This is a genomic window from Pseudonocardia sp. MH-G8 (genome assembly GCF_002262885.1).
In the GTDB taxonomy this organism is placed as follows: Bacteria; Actinomycetota; Actinomycetes; order Mycobacteriales; family Pseudonocardiaceae; genus Pseudonocardia.
Map to the genome: position 1 here is coordinate 1 of NZ_NKYF01000030.1, position 16,911 is coordinate 16,911.

At 72.3% G+C, this 16,911-nt stretch carries 14 protein-coding genes and 2 pseudogenes; 10 read left to right on the forward strand and 6 right to left on the reverse strand.

Annotated elements, in window-relative coordinates:
• Positions 1 to 1,102 precede the first annotated feature (1,102 nt).
• Both CFP66_RS39060 and CFP66_RS39065 read right to left on the reverse strand, forming a co-directional pair.
• The gene (locus CFP66_RS39060) at positions 1,103 to 1,585 is read right to left on the reverse strand and encodes a CAP domain-containing protein (RefSeq protein WP_094930414.1); all 483 of its coding nucleotides are present in this window, start codon (positions 1,583 to 1,585) and stop codon (positions 1,103 to 1,105) included.
• 195 nt (positions 1,586 to 1,780) lie between these two features.
• Positions 1,781 to 2,752 (reverse strand): AraC family transcriptional regulator, encoded by a 972-nt coding sequence (locus tag CFP66_RS39065; RefSeq protein WP_094930504.1) that lies wholly within the window; start codon positions 2,750 to 2,752, stop codon positions 1,781 to 1,783.
• 146 nt (positions 2,753 to 2,898) lie between these two features.
• Between CFP66_RS39065 and CFP66_RS39070 the strand changes: the two genes are divergently transcribed.
• Positions 2,899 to 3,786, forward strand: coding sequence for an NAD(P)H-binding protein (locus CFP66_RS39070; RefSeq protein WP_094930415.1), 888 nt, complete (start codon positions 2,899 to 2,901; stop codon positions 3,784 to 3,786).
• 186 nt (positions 3,787 to 3,972) lie between these two features.
• Positions 3,973 to 4,323: an anthrone oxygenase family protein gene (locus CFP66_RS39075; RefSeq protein WP_369805266.1), complete on the forward strand. Its 351-nt coding sequence runs from the start codon at positions 3,973 to 3,975 to the stop codon at positions 4,321 to 4,323.
• Between the two features lie 18 nt (positions 4,324 to 4,341).
• Here the strand turns inward: CFP66_RS39075 and CFP66_RS39080 are convergent.
• Positions 4,342 to 5,078, reverse strand: a pseudogene (locus CFP66_RS39080) (SDR family oxidoreductase).
• A gap of 116 nt (positions 5,079 to 5,194) precedes the next feature.
• On the opposite strand from CFP66_RS39080, the gene CFP66_RS39085 reads away from it, so the two are divergent.
• A complete protein-coding gene (locus CFP66_RS39085; RefSeq protein ID WP_094930416.1) occupies positions 5,195 to 5,830 on the forward strand; it encodes a TetR/AcrR family transcriptional regulator in 636 nt (211 codons plus the stop codon).
• A 27-nt stretch (positions 5,831 to 5,857) separates the two neighbouring features.
• Here the strand turns inward: CFP66_RS39085 and CFP66_RS39090 are convergent, their stop codons facing one another.
• Together CFP66_RS39090 and CFP66_RS39095 are read right to left on the reverse strand one after the other, a co-directional pair.
• On the reverse strand, positions 5,858 to 7,144 hold the full coding sequence (locus CFP66_RS39090; protein ID WP_094930417.1) for an enolase C-terminal domain-like protein: 1,287 nt from the start codon (positions 7,142 to 7,144) through the stop codon (positions 5,858 to 5,860).
• A gap of 41 nt (positions 7,145 to 7,185) precedes the next feature.
• Complete coding sequence (locus tag CFP66_RS39095; RefSeq protein WP_369805263.1) at positions 7,186 to 8,505, reverse strand: MFS transporter; 1,320 nt, start codon at positions 8,503 to 8,505, stop codon at positions 7,186 to 7,188.
• A 161-nt stretch (positions 8,506 to 8,666) separates the two neighbouring features.
• On the opposite strand from CFP66_RS39095, the gene CFP66_RS39100 reads away from it, so the two are divergent.
• Positions 8,667 to 9,395, forward strand: coding sequence for an IclR family transcriptional regulator (locus CFP66_RS39100; protein WP_094930419.1), 729 nt, complete (start codon positions 8,667 to 8,669; stop codon positions 9,393 to 9,395).
• A gap of 289 nt (positions 9,396 to 9,684) precedes the next feature.
• Here CFP66_RS39100 and CFP66_RS39105 read toward each other — a convergent pair whose 3' ends face one another.
• Positions 9,685 to 10,383: a LysR family transcriptional regulator gene (locus CFP66_RS39105; protein ID WP_094930420.1), complete on the reverse strand. Its 699-nt coding sequence runs from the start codon at positions 10,381 to 10,383 to the stop codon at positions 9,685 to 9,687.
• Positions 10,384 to 10,467: 84 nt separating this feature from the next.
• Here CFP66_RS39105 and CFP66_RS39110 point away from each other — a divergent pair, with 84 nt between their 5' ends.
• From CFP66_RS39110 to CFP66_RS48280, 6 genes and pseudogenes are all read left to right on the forward strand, one after another.
• Complete coding sequence (locus CFP66_RS39110; protein ID WP_233160071.1) at positions 10,468 to 11,526, forward strand: maleylacetate reductase; 1,059 nt, start codon at positions 10,468 to 10,470, stop codon at positions 11,524 to 11,526.
• A complete protein-coding gene (locus CFP66_RS39115; RefSeq protein ID WP_094930422.1) occupies positions 11,523 to 12,386 on the forward strand; it encodes an intradiol ring-cleavage dioxygenase in 864 nt (287 codons plus the stop codon). Before CFP66_RS39110 ends, CFP66_RS39115 begins: the two co-directional genes overlap by 4 nt.
• On the forward strand, positions 12,383 to 13,063 hold the full coding sequence (locus tag CFP66_RS49540; RefSeq protein WP_233160072.1) for an FAD-dependent monooxygenase: 681 nt from the start codon (positions 12,383 to 12,385) through the stop codon (positions 13,061 to 13,063). The genes CFP66_RS39115 and CFP66_RS49540 overlap by 4 nt, the downstream gene beginning before the upstream one ends.
• Positions 13,060 to 13,191, forward strand: a pseudogene (locus tag CFP66_RS50515) (FAD-dependent monooxygenase); the annotation flags it as partial. The gene CFP66_RS49540 and the pseudogene CFP66_RS50515, both read left to right, overlap by 4 nt.
• A 26-nt stretch (positions 13,192 to 13,217) precedes the next feature.
• Positions 13,218 to 13,964: a hypothetical protein gene (locus CFP66_RS49550; RefSeq protein WP_233160085.1), complete on the forward strand. Its 747-nt coding sequence runs from the start codon at positions 13,218 to 13,220 to the stop codon at positions 13,962 to 13,964.
• A gap of 280 nt (positions 13,965 to 14,244) precedes the next feature.
• Positions 14,245 to 16,899 (forward strand): hypothetical protein, encoded by a 2,655-nt coding sequence (locus CFP66_RS48280; RefSeq protein ID WP_094930423.1) that lies wholly within the window; start codon positions 14,245 to 14,247, stop codon positions 16,897 to 16,899.
• The last annotated feature ends 12 nt before the right edge of the window (positions 16,900 to 16,911 follow it).

Sequence of the window (16,911 nt, forward strand, 5' to 3'; positions counted from 1 at the left end):
AACAGGTGTTCGATGGCATGGGTCTGTTCGGGTGGTCCACATTTGCAATAGTGAACGGTGCAGCGGAGGGCGCAGTGCCCGGTCCGCATCCACCCCGCCCGTGCACCTCTTCTCCGCCCCAGGCCACCCGTCGGCGGGGTGCGCGACGCGAATCCGGGGGCATGACCGGACACAGGGGGCGTGAGCATCCTCGTCCCGGCGTCCCGGCGTCCCGGCGTCCCGGCGTCCCGGCGTCCCGGCGTCCCCCGCGGCCTGTGGCCTGCGACCGCCCTCCCCGGGGCCCTGCCTCGTAGCCCAAGCTGCGGTGGGCGCGCCGTTCCCGGCTCGTCACCTCCTGCCCCACCCCGTAGCTGGGCCTCACTCGCAGTGGGGCCGGCGCCGAGCCCGACCCCCCGGCGCCGAGGACGGCCAGGTTGGGCACAACCCACGAATATCGTGGTCGGGGCGGCCGTCCCCGGCGCGAGGCCCAGGCCCGTCGACGACGAGCCCGTCGCCGCTGGGTGCCACTCGACCGGCGGCGGTGTCCTTCCCGAGCCCTTCCCACAACGGCCTTGATCAGCGAACCTGGGACATGAACCGCACCCCGGCAGCCCATGTCCCAATCCCGCCGATCATGAGGGGTGAACACGCCTCGAACCGACCCGATGATCATCGGGAAGGGGTGGAACGGGACCACCGCAAGGTGCGCACGCACGCGGCAGCGACGGGCTCGTCCGGACAGGCCTGGGCCCGCATCGGGGGCGGCCGCCCGGCCAGCCACGATATTCGGCAGTTCTGCCAACCCGGCCACCTCACCGACGGGCAGGAGCAGGGGAACCCGGCCGACTGCGCGGAAGGCCGGGGCAGTGGCGTGGGGCAGTGGCAGCGAGCCGGGAACGGCGCGCCCACAGGAGATTCCACAACGACGTAGACCTGAGAGGGGTTGGATCTTCCCCGAATCCCCCTCACGTCTATATGATCATGAAACGGGCACGTTCAGTGGAACACGACGGCCATGATCAGCAGAAATGGTGCGAGGGCGACAGGTGTGACGCCCTCACACCACTCCTGGCGATCACGACGGCGAGCCGCCTCACAAGGAGTAACCCTCTCTCCGCGCTGATCAGGAACCGAAGTCCTGCACCCAGTAATGACCGTTCGGTTCGTAGCCGACACCGATGGCCGTGTACCCGCAGTCCTCGATGCTCCTGCGGTGTCCCGGGGAATCCATCCACACCTGCATGACCCCAGCAGCGGTGGGATAGCCCTGTGCGAGGTTCTCACCGAAGGACTCCTCGTACCCGGCGGACCGGATGCGATCGCGGGACTCCCGCCCCTCCCGGTCGACGTGATCGAGGTCCCCGCGCTGCGCCAGCCCCGTGGCATGCTCCTGCGCCACCTCGTCGAGCTGCGGGTCCGACTCCACAGCGGGGCAGCCTGCCTCCTCCCGTGCGGCGTTCGTCGCGGCGACGAGATCGGACACGGCACTGGCGCGCGCGGGCGCGGCCGACGCGGCGACAGGCGCTGCCGCCGCGATTCCCGAGAAGAGAACTGCGGTGGCGGCGGTTCCGAGGAGGGCCTTGCCGAGGCGCCCGGATGCGGTCATGGCGCGAAAGTTAGCAGCGCGACCCCGACACGAATGAGGAACTGCCGACGACCACCCACAGGTGGAGGCAATGCGGGCGGGTACACGCAGCGAAACATCATTTCGCGATTCCCGCCGGACGGCGCGGCCACCGCCACCCGTTCCGGACCACCGCGACCACGCTCGGTACACCGATCCCGGCCTGGAACCGCCGCATTACAGGACAACGCGGTCACCCGCCGCACGGGCCGGGTGCCGAACGGCCCCGGGCGAGACCCCGACGACCCGTTTGAACGCACGGCTGAACGCCGCCTCGGACTGGTAGCCGAGGTGGTTCGCGAGCTCGCTGACCGTGACACCCTCCTCGGCGAGGCGCGTGCGCGCGGTCTGCATCCGCCACCGGGTGACGTAGCGCATCGCGGGCTCGTCGACGAGCTCGGTGAACCGGGCGGCGAACGCCGAACGCGACATGGCCAGCTCGCTCGCCAGCGTCGCGACGGTCCACGGCCGTGCCGGGTCCCGGTGGATCAGCGCGATCGCCCGGCCGATCTGCCGGTCACGCAGCGCCCCGAGCCACCCCCGCTGGGCCGCGGGGTCGTGCTCGATCCACGAGCGGAGAGCCTGGATCACGAGGACGTCCGACAGCCGGGTGAGGATGGCCTCGCCGCCGGGGCGCAACTGCGCGGCCTCCACGGCCACCAGCCGAAGCGTGCTCTGCATCCACTCGGCGTGCTGGGACCCCGCGGGCTCCACGTGGATCACCTGCGGCAGCAGCGGAACGATGTGGTGCGCAGCCGGGTGATCGAGGCGGACCGCCCCGCAGACGAGCGTCGTGCCCGCCCCGCCACCGCCGTGGCGCAGCAGTGAGTAGTGGTTGCGGAAGTCCTGCGGGAGCGTGGTCACGTCCGGCGCCGACGTCCCCGGCTCGCTGCGCAGGGCGTGCCCCTCCCCGTGCGGCACCAGCGCGAGGTCGCCCGGCTGGAGCACCCGCACCTCGGCGCCGTCGACCTCGAGGCGGCAGCGACCCGCGGTGACGATGTGGAACCACAAGCAGTCCGGCATCGGGGGGAGTGCGAGTCCCCACGGCGCGCTCAGCTCGGACCGGCAGTAGAAGCTGCCACTGACCCGCAGGAAGTGCAGCGCTTCACCCAGCGGGTCGTGTGAGTTCCACAGCTCGTCGTTCTGCATGCGCACCAGACTCCTCGCTCCGCGCCGTTGATCCAACAATGCTGGACGAACGAGCAAGAGAGCGCGACCGACGGGCATGGTGCATCCCGTTCGGGCCCGGCACGGTGGACATCGAGCAAATCGCCAGCCGATGAACGGAGCACAACGTGATCACCGTGATGGGAGCCACCGGCACGATCGGCCGGCAGGTCACACGTCAGCTGCTCGCCGCCGGCGAGCAGGTACGGGCGCTGGGCCGCGACCCCGAGCGCCTGGCCGAGGCGGCCGCGGCAGGCGCCGAGACGATGGCCGGCGACGCCGGCGACGCCGCGTTCCTGACCGAGGCCTTCCACGGGGCGGCGGCGGTGCACACCTTGCTGCCCTACGACCCGACCGTGCCCGGCTACCGCGCCGAGCAGGACCGGCTGGGTGATTCGATCGTGGCCGCGGTCGGCGGCTCCGGCGTGCGCCACGTCGTCGCGATCAGCAGCGTGGGCGCCGACGTCCCGGCCGGGACGGGCTTCATCACCAGCCTGCACGCCCAGGAACGGCGGTTGCGCCGGTTGCGCGATGCCCACGTGCTCGTCCTGCGCCCCGGGTTCTTCTTCGAGAACTTCGCCTCGGTCGCGGAGGTCGCCGCCCGGTACGGCGTGTACGCCGACGCGGTGGCCCCCGACGTCCCGCTCCCGATGATCGCCACCCGCGACATCGCCGACGTGGCCGCCAGGGCACTGATCACCCGTGACTGGTCCGAGTTCACCGTGCGCGAACTGCTCGGCCCACGAGACCTCACCCACGCCGAGGCGACCGGGATCCTCGGCGCCGCGATGGGCCGCCCCGACCTCGCCTACGTCCGCCTCCCCGACCCGGAGATGATCGAGATCCTGGTCGGGGCCGGGTTCACCGAGGAGGCCGCCGCCCTGCACATCGAGCTGGGTGGAGCCCTGAGCGACGGCACGATCGCCCCACGCGAGGGCCGCACGGCGTCGAACACGACGCCGACCCGGCTCGACGACATCGCCGGCTCGCTGGTGCCAGGTCACCAGCGCGCGTGACCGACCTCGACAACGTCCCAGGAGCGCGAGATGACGATCAGATCAGCCGCCTTGCTGCTGGCCATGGTGGCCACGGGCCTGCAAGCCGGCACGTACTACATCTTCGTCTACGGGGTCATGCCCGGGCTGGCCCTGGGTACCGATCGCACGTACGTGGAGGCGATGCAGCAGTTCAACGTGTCGTTCATGAACCCGTGGTTCTTCGCCACCTTCCTGGGCGCCCCGGCGCTCGCCCTGGTCGCCGTCGTGAGCAACCGCAGAACGAGATCGGTGCTGCTCTGGGCGGTGGTCGGGTTCCTCTTCGCCGCAGCCACGTTCTGGATCACGATCGTGGTCCACACACCGCTCAACGACGCTCTCGACGCGGCCGGAGCCGCTGAGGCGATACCGGACCTGAGCGCCGTCCGATCGGCGCACGAGGCGACGTGGGTGCCCTGGAACGTCGCGCGCATGCTGACGTCCACCGCATCGCTGGCCGCGCTCGGGTGCGCTTTGCTCACGGCGAGGCCACAGCACCACGAACGACGCGGAGCGTGATCACGAACCGCCCGCAGGTCAGGCGATCCCGCCGTTGGCGAACATGACCTGTCCGTTGATCCAGCGAGCAGGGCCGGCGAGGAAGGCCACGGCCTCGGCGACGTCCGCCGGCTGCCCGAGGCGCTCCAGCGGCGGCTGGGCGGCCAGCCGGTCGATCGTGGCCTGGTCCTTCCGTCCAGGAACAGCGGCGTGGCCGTGGGACCGGGCGCCACGGTGTTGACGGTGATGTCGCGGCCGCGCAGTTCCCGCGCCAGGATCGGGGTCAGCCCCTCCACCGCGGCCTTGCTCGCCACGTAGCCGCCGTAGGTCGGGAACGACAGCCGGGTGACCGATGTCGAGAAGGTGATGATGGCGCCTCCCGCACGGACCCGCCTGGCCGCCTGCTGCGCGACCACCACGGTGCCCCGGATGTTGGTGCGGTGCATCCGGTCCAGGTCATCCAGGTCGAGCTCGGCGATCGGGGCGAGGAGCATCACGCCGGCGGTGTGGACCACCACGTCGAGACCCCCGAAGGCATCCTCCACCGCGTCGAACGCCGCCGCCATCGCCTCCGGATCGCCGACGTCACCACTCACGGCGACCGCCCGGCCCCCGGCCCGCTCCACCGCGGCCACCGTCTCCTCCGCGCGGCCCCGGTTCCCGGCGTAGTGCACGCCGACCGCCATCCCGTCGAGCGCCAACCGCTCGACCACGGCCCGGCCGATGCCGCCCGATCCCCCGGTCACCAGGGCAACCCGCTCCGCAGTGCTGGTCATGTCATCCTCCGCATGATGTGAACGTGACGTCCATATAACCACGCTTTGTGGACGTACCGTTCATATGTGAGGGTGGATGTGGCCGACGGCACCGCACGACAGGAGCGCACGCAACAGTGGAAACGAGCGACGACCAGAGCGCCGGTACGGCGGGGACCACCGGACGGCGCGGACGCGGGCGGCGCCCCGCCGACCAGGTGCGCGCCGAGGTGCTGGAGGCGACCGCGCGGCTGCTGTTCGCCGACGGCCTCGCCGCGATCACCTTCGAACGCGTCGCCGCCGAGTCCGGGGCCAGCAAGACCACCTTGTACAAGTGGTGGCCCTCCCGCGGCGCGCTCGCCCTCGATGCCTACTCCCGCTCCGTGCAACCCGCGCTGGCCTTCCCCGACACGGGCGACATCGCCGCGGACCTGACCGCGCAGCTCCACGCGTTCGTCGCCCTCACCACCGACTCACCGGCCGGACGGGTGATCGCCGAGCTGATCGGCCAGGCCCAGACCGACCCCGACCTCGCCGAGGCCTACCGCACCCACTACTCCCGCCCCCGCCGCGACCTCGCCGTCGTCGCGGTCTGCCGGGCCCGCGACCGCGGACAGCTGCGCGCCGACACCGACCCCGAGGCGGTCGTCGACCAGCTCTGGGGCGCCTGCTACCACCGGCTGCTCGTCCGGGACGAACCCCTCACCGAACGCTTCGCGACCACCCTGGTCGCCCAGTTGCTGAACGGCCTGCACCCCCCACGCCAGACCTGATCGGCATCGACGACCGACCGGCGCGTGTCATCGCAACTGCACCGCGCCGTCGATCCTGCGCAGGCGGGCCCAGTGCCAGTTCGGCGTGACGGGCGCGGCGGGATAGCGCGCCGCCACGCGTTCGTCGAGATCGACGCCGAGACCGGGAGCATCCGAGATGGTCAACGCGCCGCCACGCGCGGTCGCCGTCCCCGGGAAGATCTCACGCGCGGCCTCGGAGAACGGGTGGTACTCCTGGATCCCGAAGCTCGGCGACGCGACGTCGAGCGCGAGGTTCGCCGCCTGCCCCACCGGCGAGACGTCCTTCGGACCGTGCCACGCGGTCTGCACCCCGAACAGCTCGCACATGCCGGCCAGCCGCCACGCGGGGGTGATCCCCCCGATGGCCGACACGTGGCAGCGGATGAAGTCGAGCAACCTGTCGCGGATCAGGGGGACGTACTCACGGGGGTTGGTGAACAGCTCGCCGATCGCAAGCGGAGTGGACGTCGCCTCCCGGACGGCGGCGAGCCAGTCCACGTCTTCGGTCGCCACCACGTCCTCGAGGTAGAAGAGGCGGCACGCCTCGAGTTCCTGAGCCAGCCGACCGGCGAGGTGCGGCGGAACCCGCTGGTGGACGTCGTGGATCAGCTCCACCTCGGTGCCGACGACGTCGCGCACGTGCCGGAGCACCTCGGGAATCGTGCGCACGTAGTCGGCCGGATCCCAGGCCTGCGCCGCGACGGGTGAGGACCCACCGGCCTCACCCGCTGCGCGCGGCCCCACATCGCATCGAACGTGCAGGAAGCCCGAATCGACGACCCGCTGCACCTCGTCCGCGAGGTGTGCCGCGTCGCGCCCGCCGGCTCGGGTGTAGGCGGGCACCTCCGTCCTGCACCGCCCCCCGAGCAGCTGCCAGACGGGCACCCCGAGCTGCTTGCCCTTGATGTCCCACAGCGCCATGTCCACACCGCTGAGGGCGTTGTTCAGAACCGGCCCACTGCGCCAGTAGGGATCGGCGTGCAGCGACTGCCAGATGTCGGTGACGTCTGCCGGATCCCTCCCGATGAGGGCAGGTGCGAGGTACTCCGTGACCGCCGATGCGACCGTGTGAGCGCGCTGGGTGAAGGTCGCACAGCCCAGACCGTAGAGACCGGGAACATCGGTGTCGATGCGCACGATGACGAGCGTCACGCCTTCCGGAGCCGTCAGGATGCAGCGAACTCCGGTGATCCTCGTTCCGCCGCCGTCCTGGTCGTGCCACGGCGGCAGAACAGTGGGCACCACCGGCCCGACACCCGCCGGGCGATCCTCCGCAACAGAACTGCTCCCCATCGATCTTCCACCTTTCGAATTGCGATCATCGATCGCGGTCGTCACACGTCGCGGTGCGCGTCGGCAGCGGCCGGCAACGGCGCGACCGGCAACGGCGCGATCTCCCCCACGACGAAGAGGAACGCCAACAGGGCGAATACGGCAGTGCCGCCCGCCACCAGCAGTGGGGCCACGAACGTCCCGGTTGCCGAGAGGATGAAACCCACCGCCAGCGGGCTGACGAACGCCCCGATCCACAGCGCGCAGTTCTGAATCCCACCCAGGGTCCCGATGCTCCCGGGATGCGGGGCGAGATCGACCGGGAGGGACCACAACGCACCCGAGGAGAACGAGCTCCCGGCCTGAGCGACACTGAGCAGGATCAAGGCGACAACGACGTTGGACGTGAAGGCCGCAGGAGCGATGAACGCGGTCGAGACGACACCGATGAGAATCGTCAGCTTCCTCGAGAACGTGAGGCTGTACCCGCGTCGCACCAACTCGTCGGTGAACCAACCGCCGATCAGGGTGGCGATCAGACCCAGCACCAGCGGGATCGCGGCGACCGTGGCGAGCTCCAGCAGGCCGAAGCCGTACTCGTCGACCAGGAAGGTCGGGTACCAGGTCACGAAGAAGTAGTTCGTGAAGCCTCGGCAGAGGAATCCGATGACGAGACCCCAGACCGTCCGGTGCCGGAGCAGGCCGCGCACGCTCGACTTCGCGTCCGGCTCGTCCGCTTCGGCCTGGGGGCGATCCGACATGATGTATTCGAGCTCCGCCGCCGACACGGCGCGGTGCCGCTGCGGGCTGCGGTAGTAGAGGCACCAGACTGCCGCCCAGATCAGACCCACACCACCGACGATGACGAAGGCGTAGCGCCAGCCGAGCGCGGCGATCAGGCCCGCCGCCACCGGAAACGCGATGGCCGCACCCACGGCGCCGCCCGTGTCGTAGATCCCCGAGGCGAGGCCGCGCTCCCGTCGGGGCACCCACTCGCCGACACTCTTCGCGCACGCCTGTTGTTGCGGCGCCATTCCGATGCCCAGCAGGACCCGACTCGCGAACATCTGCTCGAAGCCACGGGCGACGCCGGTGAACATCGTGGCGATCGACCACAACGCCGCGCTGCCGGCCAAACTCGCTCGTGGACCGATCTTGTCGACGAGCATTCCCGCCGGGATCTGGAGCACAGCGGTACTGACCGCGAAGACGCTCAACAGGATTCCGACGGCGGCCGCGTCGAGCTGCAGATCGTCACTGATCGTGGGCATCGCGATACCCAGGATCGCACGGTCCGTCGCTGCGATGCCGGCCGCCAAGGCAGCGAGCAGGACGATCACCCAGCGAACTGACGATTTCGCGGGCTTCTGACTGGTGCGCACAGGCGCTTCTCCTTGCTCCGTTCCCAGAACGGACGAGGCTTCGTTGCCGTATCGGAGTGGTGTCGCCGATTGCTCGTGGTGTGGGGCTCCGCCGGGCGAGGTGCCGGTGACGCTACGACTGCGCTCTCGCTCGCTGCAACGTTCTCTCGTAGACTGAGAGGATGCAGAGCGCGGACAAGGTGATCGACCTGCTCGAGGCGGTCGCGTGCAATGGTGAACCGGTCGGGCTCATGGATCTCGCCACCGCGGTCGGGATGGACAAGAGCACCGCGTCGAGGCACGTCTCTGCGCTCGTCAGCAGGGGCCTGCTGCGCCGCAACCCCGATACCCGCAAGTACTCCATCGGCGACCGGACCGTCGCTCTCTCCTGCACGGTGCTGAGACACGCCACGCTCCGGTCCTCGGCCCAGCCCCACCTCGTGCGGCTGCGCGACCTGAGCGGCGAGACCGCCAGCCTCGCCTTGCGCGTGGGAGGTGAGCGCATCTGCATCGCCGCTGTCGAGAGCAGGCACGACGTTCGGCGGGTCGTGAACGTCGGCGAGCGGGTTCCGCTGTACGAGGGAGTCTGCGGCGACGTGATCATGTCCGTGCTGCCGGTGGCCGACCTGCGCGCCGTGCTGGGAGAGGCCGAACGACATGCCGCCGATCTGCAGCGGCTCCATGCCCGCGTGCTCGAGGCCCGGCGTCTCGGCTACTCGGCAGCCGAGGGTCTTCGCGTTCCCGGGGTGAGCGCGATCGCCGCTCCGGTCCACGCGGACGGAGCCGAACAGGTGGCTGCCCTGGTCCTCGCCGGCCCGTCCCAGCGCTTCACCTCGGCCCGCATGGAGGAGGTGGCGCCGGCGATGCTCGCCGCAGCCGCCGCCCTGACCCGGGCGGCCCCGTCCTGGTAGGTGCGATCCCGACCGGGTGTGTGCGGTCGACGGCCACGCCGAGACGTTCTCGGCCCGCGTCGAGGAGCGTGGTGCGGTTGTCCACGTTCACGCGGTGCGTCAGATCGTTGACGCGGAGCGAGATCCCGCTGCTGCAGGCGCCGTTGGTCACTGTCTCCCATTTCTCCCCACAGCCGATCCGGGCCGGTGGGGGCGTATCGCTGACGACGATTCATGCAACAAGCGCCGTGACAGCGACAGTGAGCCCGGAACTCGCGCGTTCTTGCCCGATCCTGCTCGCTCCGGTCGGCTACCTCGCCGACGCGGCGGGGCGGGCGAACGCGGGACCGAGGACGTCGGGCTCAGGGGTGTCGAGCGCCAGGCGCAGGAACCGCTGGACCGGCGGGGTGGGCGGGTCGGCACGGCGGCGCAGGAGCCCGGTCTCCACGATCGGGACGGGGCGGGCCAGCGGTCGCGTGACGGCGTCCGGCCCGCAGATCCGCTCGACCGACGCGACATCCAGGTCGGGGCCGACGCCGCTCGCGGCTCCCCCGGGCGGCAGGTGCACCAGGCCGAGGTCGGCGCGCCGCTGCCGGACGTGCTCGGCCACGGCCTCGGTGCCGGCCTCGAGGAGGCGTAGCTCCACACCGGGGCCGGCGGCGTGGAAGCGACGCAGCAGCGGCGGCAGCACCGACCACGCGGTGGCCGGGACGAAGGCCAGCGTCAACCGGCCGCTGTGCCCCTGCCCGGTGCGCCGCACGGACTCCGCGGCGGCCTCGACGTCGGCGAGCAGCCTCCGGGCGTGCTCGGCGAGCCGGCGGCCCGCCTCGGTGAGGTCCACGCCGCGGCGGTGCCGGACGAACAGATCGACGCCGAGCTCGTGCTCCAGGCGCGTGAGCTGGGCGGACAGCGGCGGCTGGGTGAGGTGCAGCCGCCCGGCCGCACGGGTGACCGAGCGCTCCTCCGCGACGGCGAGGAAGTACCGCAGCTGGCGCAGATCCATGGTCATCGTATGGCTCACCTTCGGAACCGGTATTGGACGGATGGCACCGGCCCCTCCACTGTGAGGGGCGCCACTGCGAGCAGCGCAACGGTGCGACGGGCGGAGGAGCACGTGCAGGAGTTCACCTACGACGCCCTCCCGGCGCGGATCGTCTTCGGGCGTGGGGCCGCGCGGAGCCGGCTCGCCGCGGAGGTCGAGCGCCTGGGCGCCACCCGGCTGCTCCTCGTGGCGTCGGACCGGGACGCCGAGCGCGTCCGCGCGCTGGTCGCCCCGCTCCGCGAGCGCGTGGCGGCCACCTTCACGGCAGTGCGTGAACACGTCCCGGTCGCGACGGCGGAGGCGGCGCGGGCCCTCGCGACCAGCGTCGACGCCGACGCGGTGCTCGCCGTCGGGGGCGGCTCGACCACCGGCGCGGCCAAGGCCGTGGCCCTCACCCACCGCATCCCGGTGGTCGCGGTGCCCACGACCTACTCCGGTTCCGAGGTCACCGCGGTATGGGGCCTCACCGATGCCGGCCGCAAGACCACCGGCACCGACCCGGCCGTGCTGCCGCGCGTGGTCGTCTACGACCCGGAGCTCACCGCGTCGCTGCCCCGGGAGCTCGCGGTGGCGAGCGGCTTCAACGCGCTCGCCCACGGTGTCGAGGCGTTCTGGGCGCCGCGGCGCAACCCGGTGAGCACCGCGGTGGCCGAGGAGGGGATCGCGGCGATCGGCGCGGGCCTGCGCGGTGACGACCCCGCCGACCTGCTGCGCGGCGCGTGGCTCACCGCGTCGGCCTTCGCGGTTGCCGGCGCGGGGTTGCACCACAAGCTCTGCCACGTACTCGGCGGTACCTACGACCTGCCGCACGCCCGTACGCACGCCGTCGTCCTCCCGCACGTGCTGGCGTTCAACGCGCCGGGCGCGCCCGACGCGGTGGCGCGGGTGGCGCGGGCGCTGGGCGTCACCGACGCCGTGCGCGGCCTGCGGGCGCTCGCCGACGCGACGGGGGTGCCGCGCGGGCTGCGGGAGCTGGGTCTGGCGGAGGACCGGATCGAGGAGGCCGCGGCGCTCACCGAGCCCGCCGTGCCCGACGACAACCCGGTGCCGGTCGGCGGCGGGGCGCTGCGGCGGCTGGTGCGCGCCGCGTGGGGCGGGGAGGACACATGACCCAGCAGGAGCGGGAGCAGGCCGTCACCGACGAGGTGGTCGCGAGCTTCGCCGCCACGTCGGACGAGCGACTGCGCGAGATCGTGCAGAGCCTCACCAGGCACCTGCACGCGTTCGCCAGGGACGTGCGGCTCTCCCAGGAGGAGTGGGAGGCGGGGATCGCCTTCCTCACGCGCGTCGGGCACCTCACCGACGACAAGCGGCAGGAGTTCATCCTGCTCTCCGACGTGCTCGGGCTCTCGATGCTCACCGTCGGCATCAACGCACCCGCGGCGCCGGGGGCCACCGAGTCCACGGTGTTCGGGCCGTTCTTCGTCGAGAGTGCGCCCGAGGTGCCGCTGGGCGGCGACATCGCGCGCGGGGCCGCGGGCACGCCCTGCTGGGTGTCGGGCACGGTGCGCTCCACCGACGGGTCGCCGATCGCCGGTGCCCGGATCGAGGTCTGGGAGGCCGACGAGGACGGCTTCTACGACGTCCAGTACGAGGGGGACCGCTCGGCGGGCCGCGGGCGGCTGCACTCCGGCGACGACGGCGGGTACCGCTTCTGGTCGGTGCGGCCCTCGTCCTACGGGATACCCGACGACGGTCCGGTCGGCGAACTGCTCGCCGCGACCGGCCGCGCGCCGATGCGCCCGGCCCACCTGCACTTCAAGGTCGACGCAGCGGGCCACCGGACGCTGATCACCCACATCTTCGTCGCGGGCGACCCGCACCTCGACAGCGACGCGGTGTTCGGGGTGAAGGAGAGCCTGGTGGTCGACTTCGCGGAGCGCGAACCCGGCACCGCCCCCGACGGGCGCGTGCTGGACACCCCCTGGACCAGCGTGGAGTTCGACATCGTGCTGGAGGCGCTGCGATGACCGCGGACCTGATGACCGACGTGCTGGTGATCGGCAGCGGCCCGGCCGGTGGCGGGGCCGCGCTCGCGCTGGCCACGCTCGGCGTCGAGCACATGGTCGTGACGAAGTACCGCTGGACCGCCAACACCCCCCGCGCGCACATCACCAACCAGCGCACGATGGAGGTCTTCCGCGACCTGGGCATCGAGGAGGACGTGCTCGCGCAGGGCACCCCGCACGAGCTCATGGGCGAGACGGTGTTCTGCACCAGCCTCGCGGGCGACGAGATCGGGCGCGTCCGCACCTGGGGCACGCACCCGGCGCGCGAGGCCGACTACACGCTCGCCAGCCCGTCGCCCAACTGCGACATCCCGCAGACCTTCCTCGAACCGATCGTGATCGGGCACGCCGCCTCCCGGGGCAGCCGCATCCGCTTCGACACCGAGTACGTCCGCATCGTGCAGGACGACGACGGCGTCACCGTCACCGTGCGGGACCGGGTGACCGACCACGAGTACGACATCCGCGCGAAGTACGTGATCGGCGCCGACGGCGGGCGCAGCGCGGTGGCCGCCGACGTCGGGCTCCCGTTCGAGGGCGAGATGGACGTCGCCGGGTCGATGAACATCGTGTTCCACGCCGACCTCTCGCACCTGGTCGCGTGCACGAGCTGGTGGGTGACGACACGGTGCCCGTGACGATCCGTTCGACGTCGCTGTGGGGCAACAACAAGATGTACGCCACCCGGTACCGCGCCGGGCGCGTCTTCTGCATGGGCGACGCCGTGCACCGCCACCCGCCGTCGAACGGGCTGGGCTCCAACACCTCGATCCAGGACGCCTACAACCTGGCGTGGAAGCTCGCCCACGTCCTGCGGGCACGGCGGGCGAGGCGCTGCTGGACACCTACGACGCGGAACGCGTCCCGGTCGGGCGCCAGATCGTGCTGCGGGCGAACAAGAGCATCGAGGAGTTCGGCCCGATCTTCGACGCGCTCGGGCTCACGGGCGAGTCCGACCCCGAGCGGATGCGCCGGCACATCGCGGCGCGCACGGCGAACACCCCGGACGCGGCCCGCCAGCGGGCCGCCCTGCGCGCGGCGCTGGAGCTGAAGAACTACGAGTTCAACGCGCACGGCGTCGAGCTGGGCCAGCGGTACGCATCGGCGGCGGTGGTGCCCGACGGCACCCCGGAACCGGAGTACACCCGCGACCCGGAGCTGTACCACCACCCGACGACATGGCCCGGCGCGCGGCTGCCGCACGTCTGGCTCGGGCGCGGCGGGCACCGCGTCTCCACGCACGACCTGGCCGGGAAGGGACGGTTCTGCCTGCTCACCGGCATCACCGGGGAGGCGTGGGCCGATGCGGCCGCGAAGGTCGCCCTCGACATGGGCGTCGAGCTGGTGGCGCACGTGATCGGCCCCGGCCGCGAGTACATCGATCTCTACGAGGACTGGGCACGGGCGCGCGAGGTCGGAGAGGACGGATGTGTGCTCGTCCGGCCCGACGCGCACGTCGCGTGGCGCTGCGCCGCGATGGCCGACGACCCCGCAGGCGAGCTGCGGCGGGTACTGGACGCCGTGCTCGCACGCCGCTGACGACGCGGGCCGCTACCCCTGGCTCACCGGCCGGTAGGCCACGGGTCCCGCTCATGGTCGTGGGTCGCGCCACATCGGCCACAGCGACGGACCCTCCGGCAGGGCGATCTCGCCGACGACCTCGAAGCCGTGTCGTGCGTACAGCCGGCGGTTGCGGGGGCTGGTGGCCTCCAGGTAGGCGGGGCCGGCCTCTCGGCCGGTCGGTCCTTACGTGACGTCGCAGGTGAGCGGTAGCGTGCTCGCCCACCCCGGGTGCCACCGCACAACGAGAGGCCGACCGATGGATGCGAGTCCATCACTGCTGGGCCGTGAACGGGAACTGTCCGATCTCTGCGACCTGATCAGCGCGCATCGGCTGGTGACGATCACCGGTGTCGGCGGCGTGGGCAAGACCCGGCTCGCGCTGGCCATGGCCGAGCGGGCCGCGCATCCGGTGGTCTGCCTGCTCGCGCGGTACAGCCGGCCCGAGCAGGTGCCCGCGGCGGTGGCGGAGTCGCTCGGGTTCCCGTCGTGGGATGCCGCGCTGGCCGGCCTCGCCGACCGCTCGGCACTGCTCGTGCTCGACAACTGCGAGCACCTGCTCGACGCGGTGGCCGACGCTGTCGAACTGCTGTCCACAGCCGGGGACGTCTCGGTGCTGGCCACGAGCCGGGAACCGCTGGCGGTACCGGGCGAGCACGTGATGCGGCTGGATCCGCTCGCGGTCGGCGACGGGGAGGGCCCGTCGGGCGCTGCGGCGTCACCGGCGGTCCAGCTGTTCCTGGCCCGAGCCGCTGCCGCCGGATCAGCGGTGGAACTCGACGCGGACGCCGCACCCACGCTGGTCGAGCTGTGCCGTCGCCTCGACGGCCTGCCGCTGGCCATCGAGCTGGCCGCGGCCCGCACCCCGACGTTGACCCCGGCCGAGATCCTCGGACACCTCGACCGCAGGCTCGACCTGCTCGTCGGGAACCGCCGCGGGCCGCCCCGGCACCGCAGCCTGGAGACGATGGTCGACTGGTCCTACGAGCGGCTCGATCCGGGCACCCGGCGCTTCTTCGATCGGCTCGGCGTGTCCGAGGGCCGGTTCACCGCCGAGGCCGCGCTCGCGGTCGCCGGCGAGCCCGGCGAGGATCTGCTGGCGGTGATCGGCCACCTCGACCAGCTGGTCGCGCGCTCACTGGTGCAGGTGCACCGGCGCGGAGGGCGTACCTGGTACGGGCTCCTGGAGACCATCCGCGCCTACGCACGCGCGAAGGTGATCGCGAGCGGGGAGTTCGACGCCGTCACGAACCGGTGCATCGACTGGACCGTCAGGCACTGCCGCGAGATCACGGAGCGGTCGTGGCGGTCCTGGTCGACGGAGCTGGCGGCGACAGCCGACGCCCTGCGCCACGACGTGTACGACGCCCTCGGCCGCGTGATCGAGCACGACGAGCGGCCCGGCCGCGCGTTCGCCCTCTACGGCCTGCTGCTGGGAGCCGACGTGCACAACGGGCGCGCGCGGCCGGTCGCGGAATGGGGCCTGCGGCTGCTCGCGCGGTGGCCGGACCCGGCCGAGCCCGGCTGGTCCGAGGTGGCGGCAGTGGCCGCGACCGCGCACGTCGTGGCCGGCGACCGCGTGCGCGGCCCCGATCTCGCCCGCCTGGCGCTGAACGCCGCGGGGTCACCGCTCGCAGCCCTCGTCGCGCGACGTGCACTGCTGCTGGTGAGCCTGGCCGGACCGTCGGACGGCACGGCCGTTCGCCTGGCGGAGGACGCACTCTCGCACGCGCGCGGCCAGGAGGTGCGGCCGTGGCGGATCGAGCTGGACACCTTCCGGGCGATCGCGCTCGCGGACGCCGGCCGGGACGCGGACGCCCTCCCCGCCGCTCGGGACGCGCACGCCGAAGCGGCAGCCTCCGACGGTCCGGTGCTGGCGGCCTGGTGCGCGCTGGTCCACGGCCACGTACTCGCGCTGCATGATCCGGATGCCGCGCGGCCCGTGTTCGCCGAGGTGCTGGAGCGCTCGAGCGCGGCGGGCTACCCGCTCGGATGCGGTCTCGGTCACCGCGCCCTCGGTGCGCTCGACCTCCTGACCGGAAGGCCAGGACCCGCGGCCGCGGCGCTCCGCACGGCGCTGGACGAGCTGGTGCCCGTCGGTGACGCGCACGTGCGCACGACGCTGCGGTGGATCGCCGTGGCCGCCCGTGCCGCGGGCCACGGCACCGCTGCCACCAGGCTGTCCGCCGCCGCGAGCGCATCCTCGGCCGCGGACCTCAGTGATCTGCTCGCGCAAGCGACCCTCGGTCGGCATTTCGCCGTCGTCGCCTGCGATGGACCCGCACCGACCGTGCGCGACGCGATCGCGCTCGCCCGCCAGGTGCTCGCCGCGATCGCCGAACACGCCGATCGACCGGCAACAGACGCCTCACCTGCAGCCTCGGCCGGCGCCGCGGCGTTCCGCAGGGAAGGGCCGGTGTGGTACCTCGCCTTCGACGGAGACGCCGTCCGGTTGCCGGACGCGAAAGGAATTCACGACCTGGCCGCGCTGCTCGCGAAACCCGGTCGCGAGATCCACGCCGCAGAGCTGATGGGCATGGCGGTCGAGGCGCCCGACACCGGTCCGGCACTCGACGCGCAGGCCCGGCGCAGCTACGAGTCGCGGATCGTGGCGCTGCAGGCCGAGCTCGTCGAGGCCGAGGACGCGCACGACCGCGGCGCCGCCGAGCGGGCCGGGCTGGAGATGGATCTGCTCGTCGAGCACCTCACCGCCGCGACCGGGCTGGGCGGGCGGGCCCGACGCGGCGGCGGCAACCAGGAACGGGCCCGCTCGGCGGTCGGCTGGCGGATCCGCGCGGCGATCAGCCGCATCGGCGATGCCCACCCGTCGCTTGGCCGGCACCTCCGCGCGACGGTGCAGACCGGGACGTGGTGCTCCTACCAGCCCGAGAGCCCGATCCAGTGGGATCTGTGAGTCGGCTCGACA

What these genes read in the sequence shown, in the direction of transcription:
- CFP66_RS48280 (WP_094930423.1), top strand. Translation starts at nt 14,245, where the DNA reads ATGGATGCGAGTCCATCACTGCTGGGCCGTGAACGGGAACTGTCCGAT.
- CFP66_RS49540 (WP_233160072.1), top strand. Translation starts at nt 12,383, where the DNA reads ATGACCGCGGACCTGATGACCGACGTGCTGGTGATCGGCAGCGGCCCG.
- CFP66_RS39100 (WP_094930419.1), top strand. Translation starts at nt 8,667, where the DNA reads ATGCAGAGCGCGGACAAGGTGATCGACCTGCTCGAGGCGGTCGCGTGC.
- CFP66_RS39065 (WP_094930504.1), bottom strand. Translation starts at nt 2,752, where the DNA reads ATGCAGAACGACGAGCTGTGGAACTCACACGACCCGCTGGGTGAAGCG.
- CFP66_RS39105 (WP_094930420.1), bottom strand. Translation starts at nt 10,383, where the DNA reads ATGACCATGGATCTGCGCCAGCTGCGGTACTTCCTCGCCGTCGCGGAG.
- CFP66_RS39060 (WP_094930414.1), bottom strand. Translation starts at nt 1,585, where the DNA reads ATGACCGCATCCGGGCGCCTCGGCAAGGCCCTCCTCGGAACCGCCGCC.
- CFP66_RS39090 (WP_094930417.1), bottom strand. Translation starts at nt 7,144, where the DNA reads ATGGGGAGCAGTTCTGTTGCGGAGGATCGCCCGGCGGGTGTCGGGCCG.
- CFP66_RS39075 (WP_369805266.1), top strand. Translation starts at nt 3,973, where the DNA reads ATGAACCCGTGGTTCTTCGCCACCTTCCTGGGCGCCCCGGCGCTCGCC.
- CFP66_RS39115 (WP_094930422.1), top strand. Translation starts at nt 11,523, where the DNA reads ATGACCCAGCAGGAGCGGGAGCAGGCCGTCACCGACGAGGTGGTCGCG.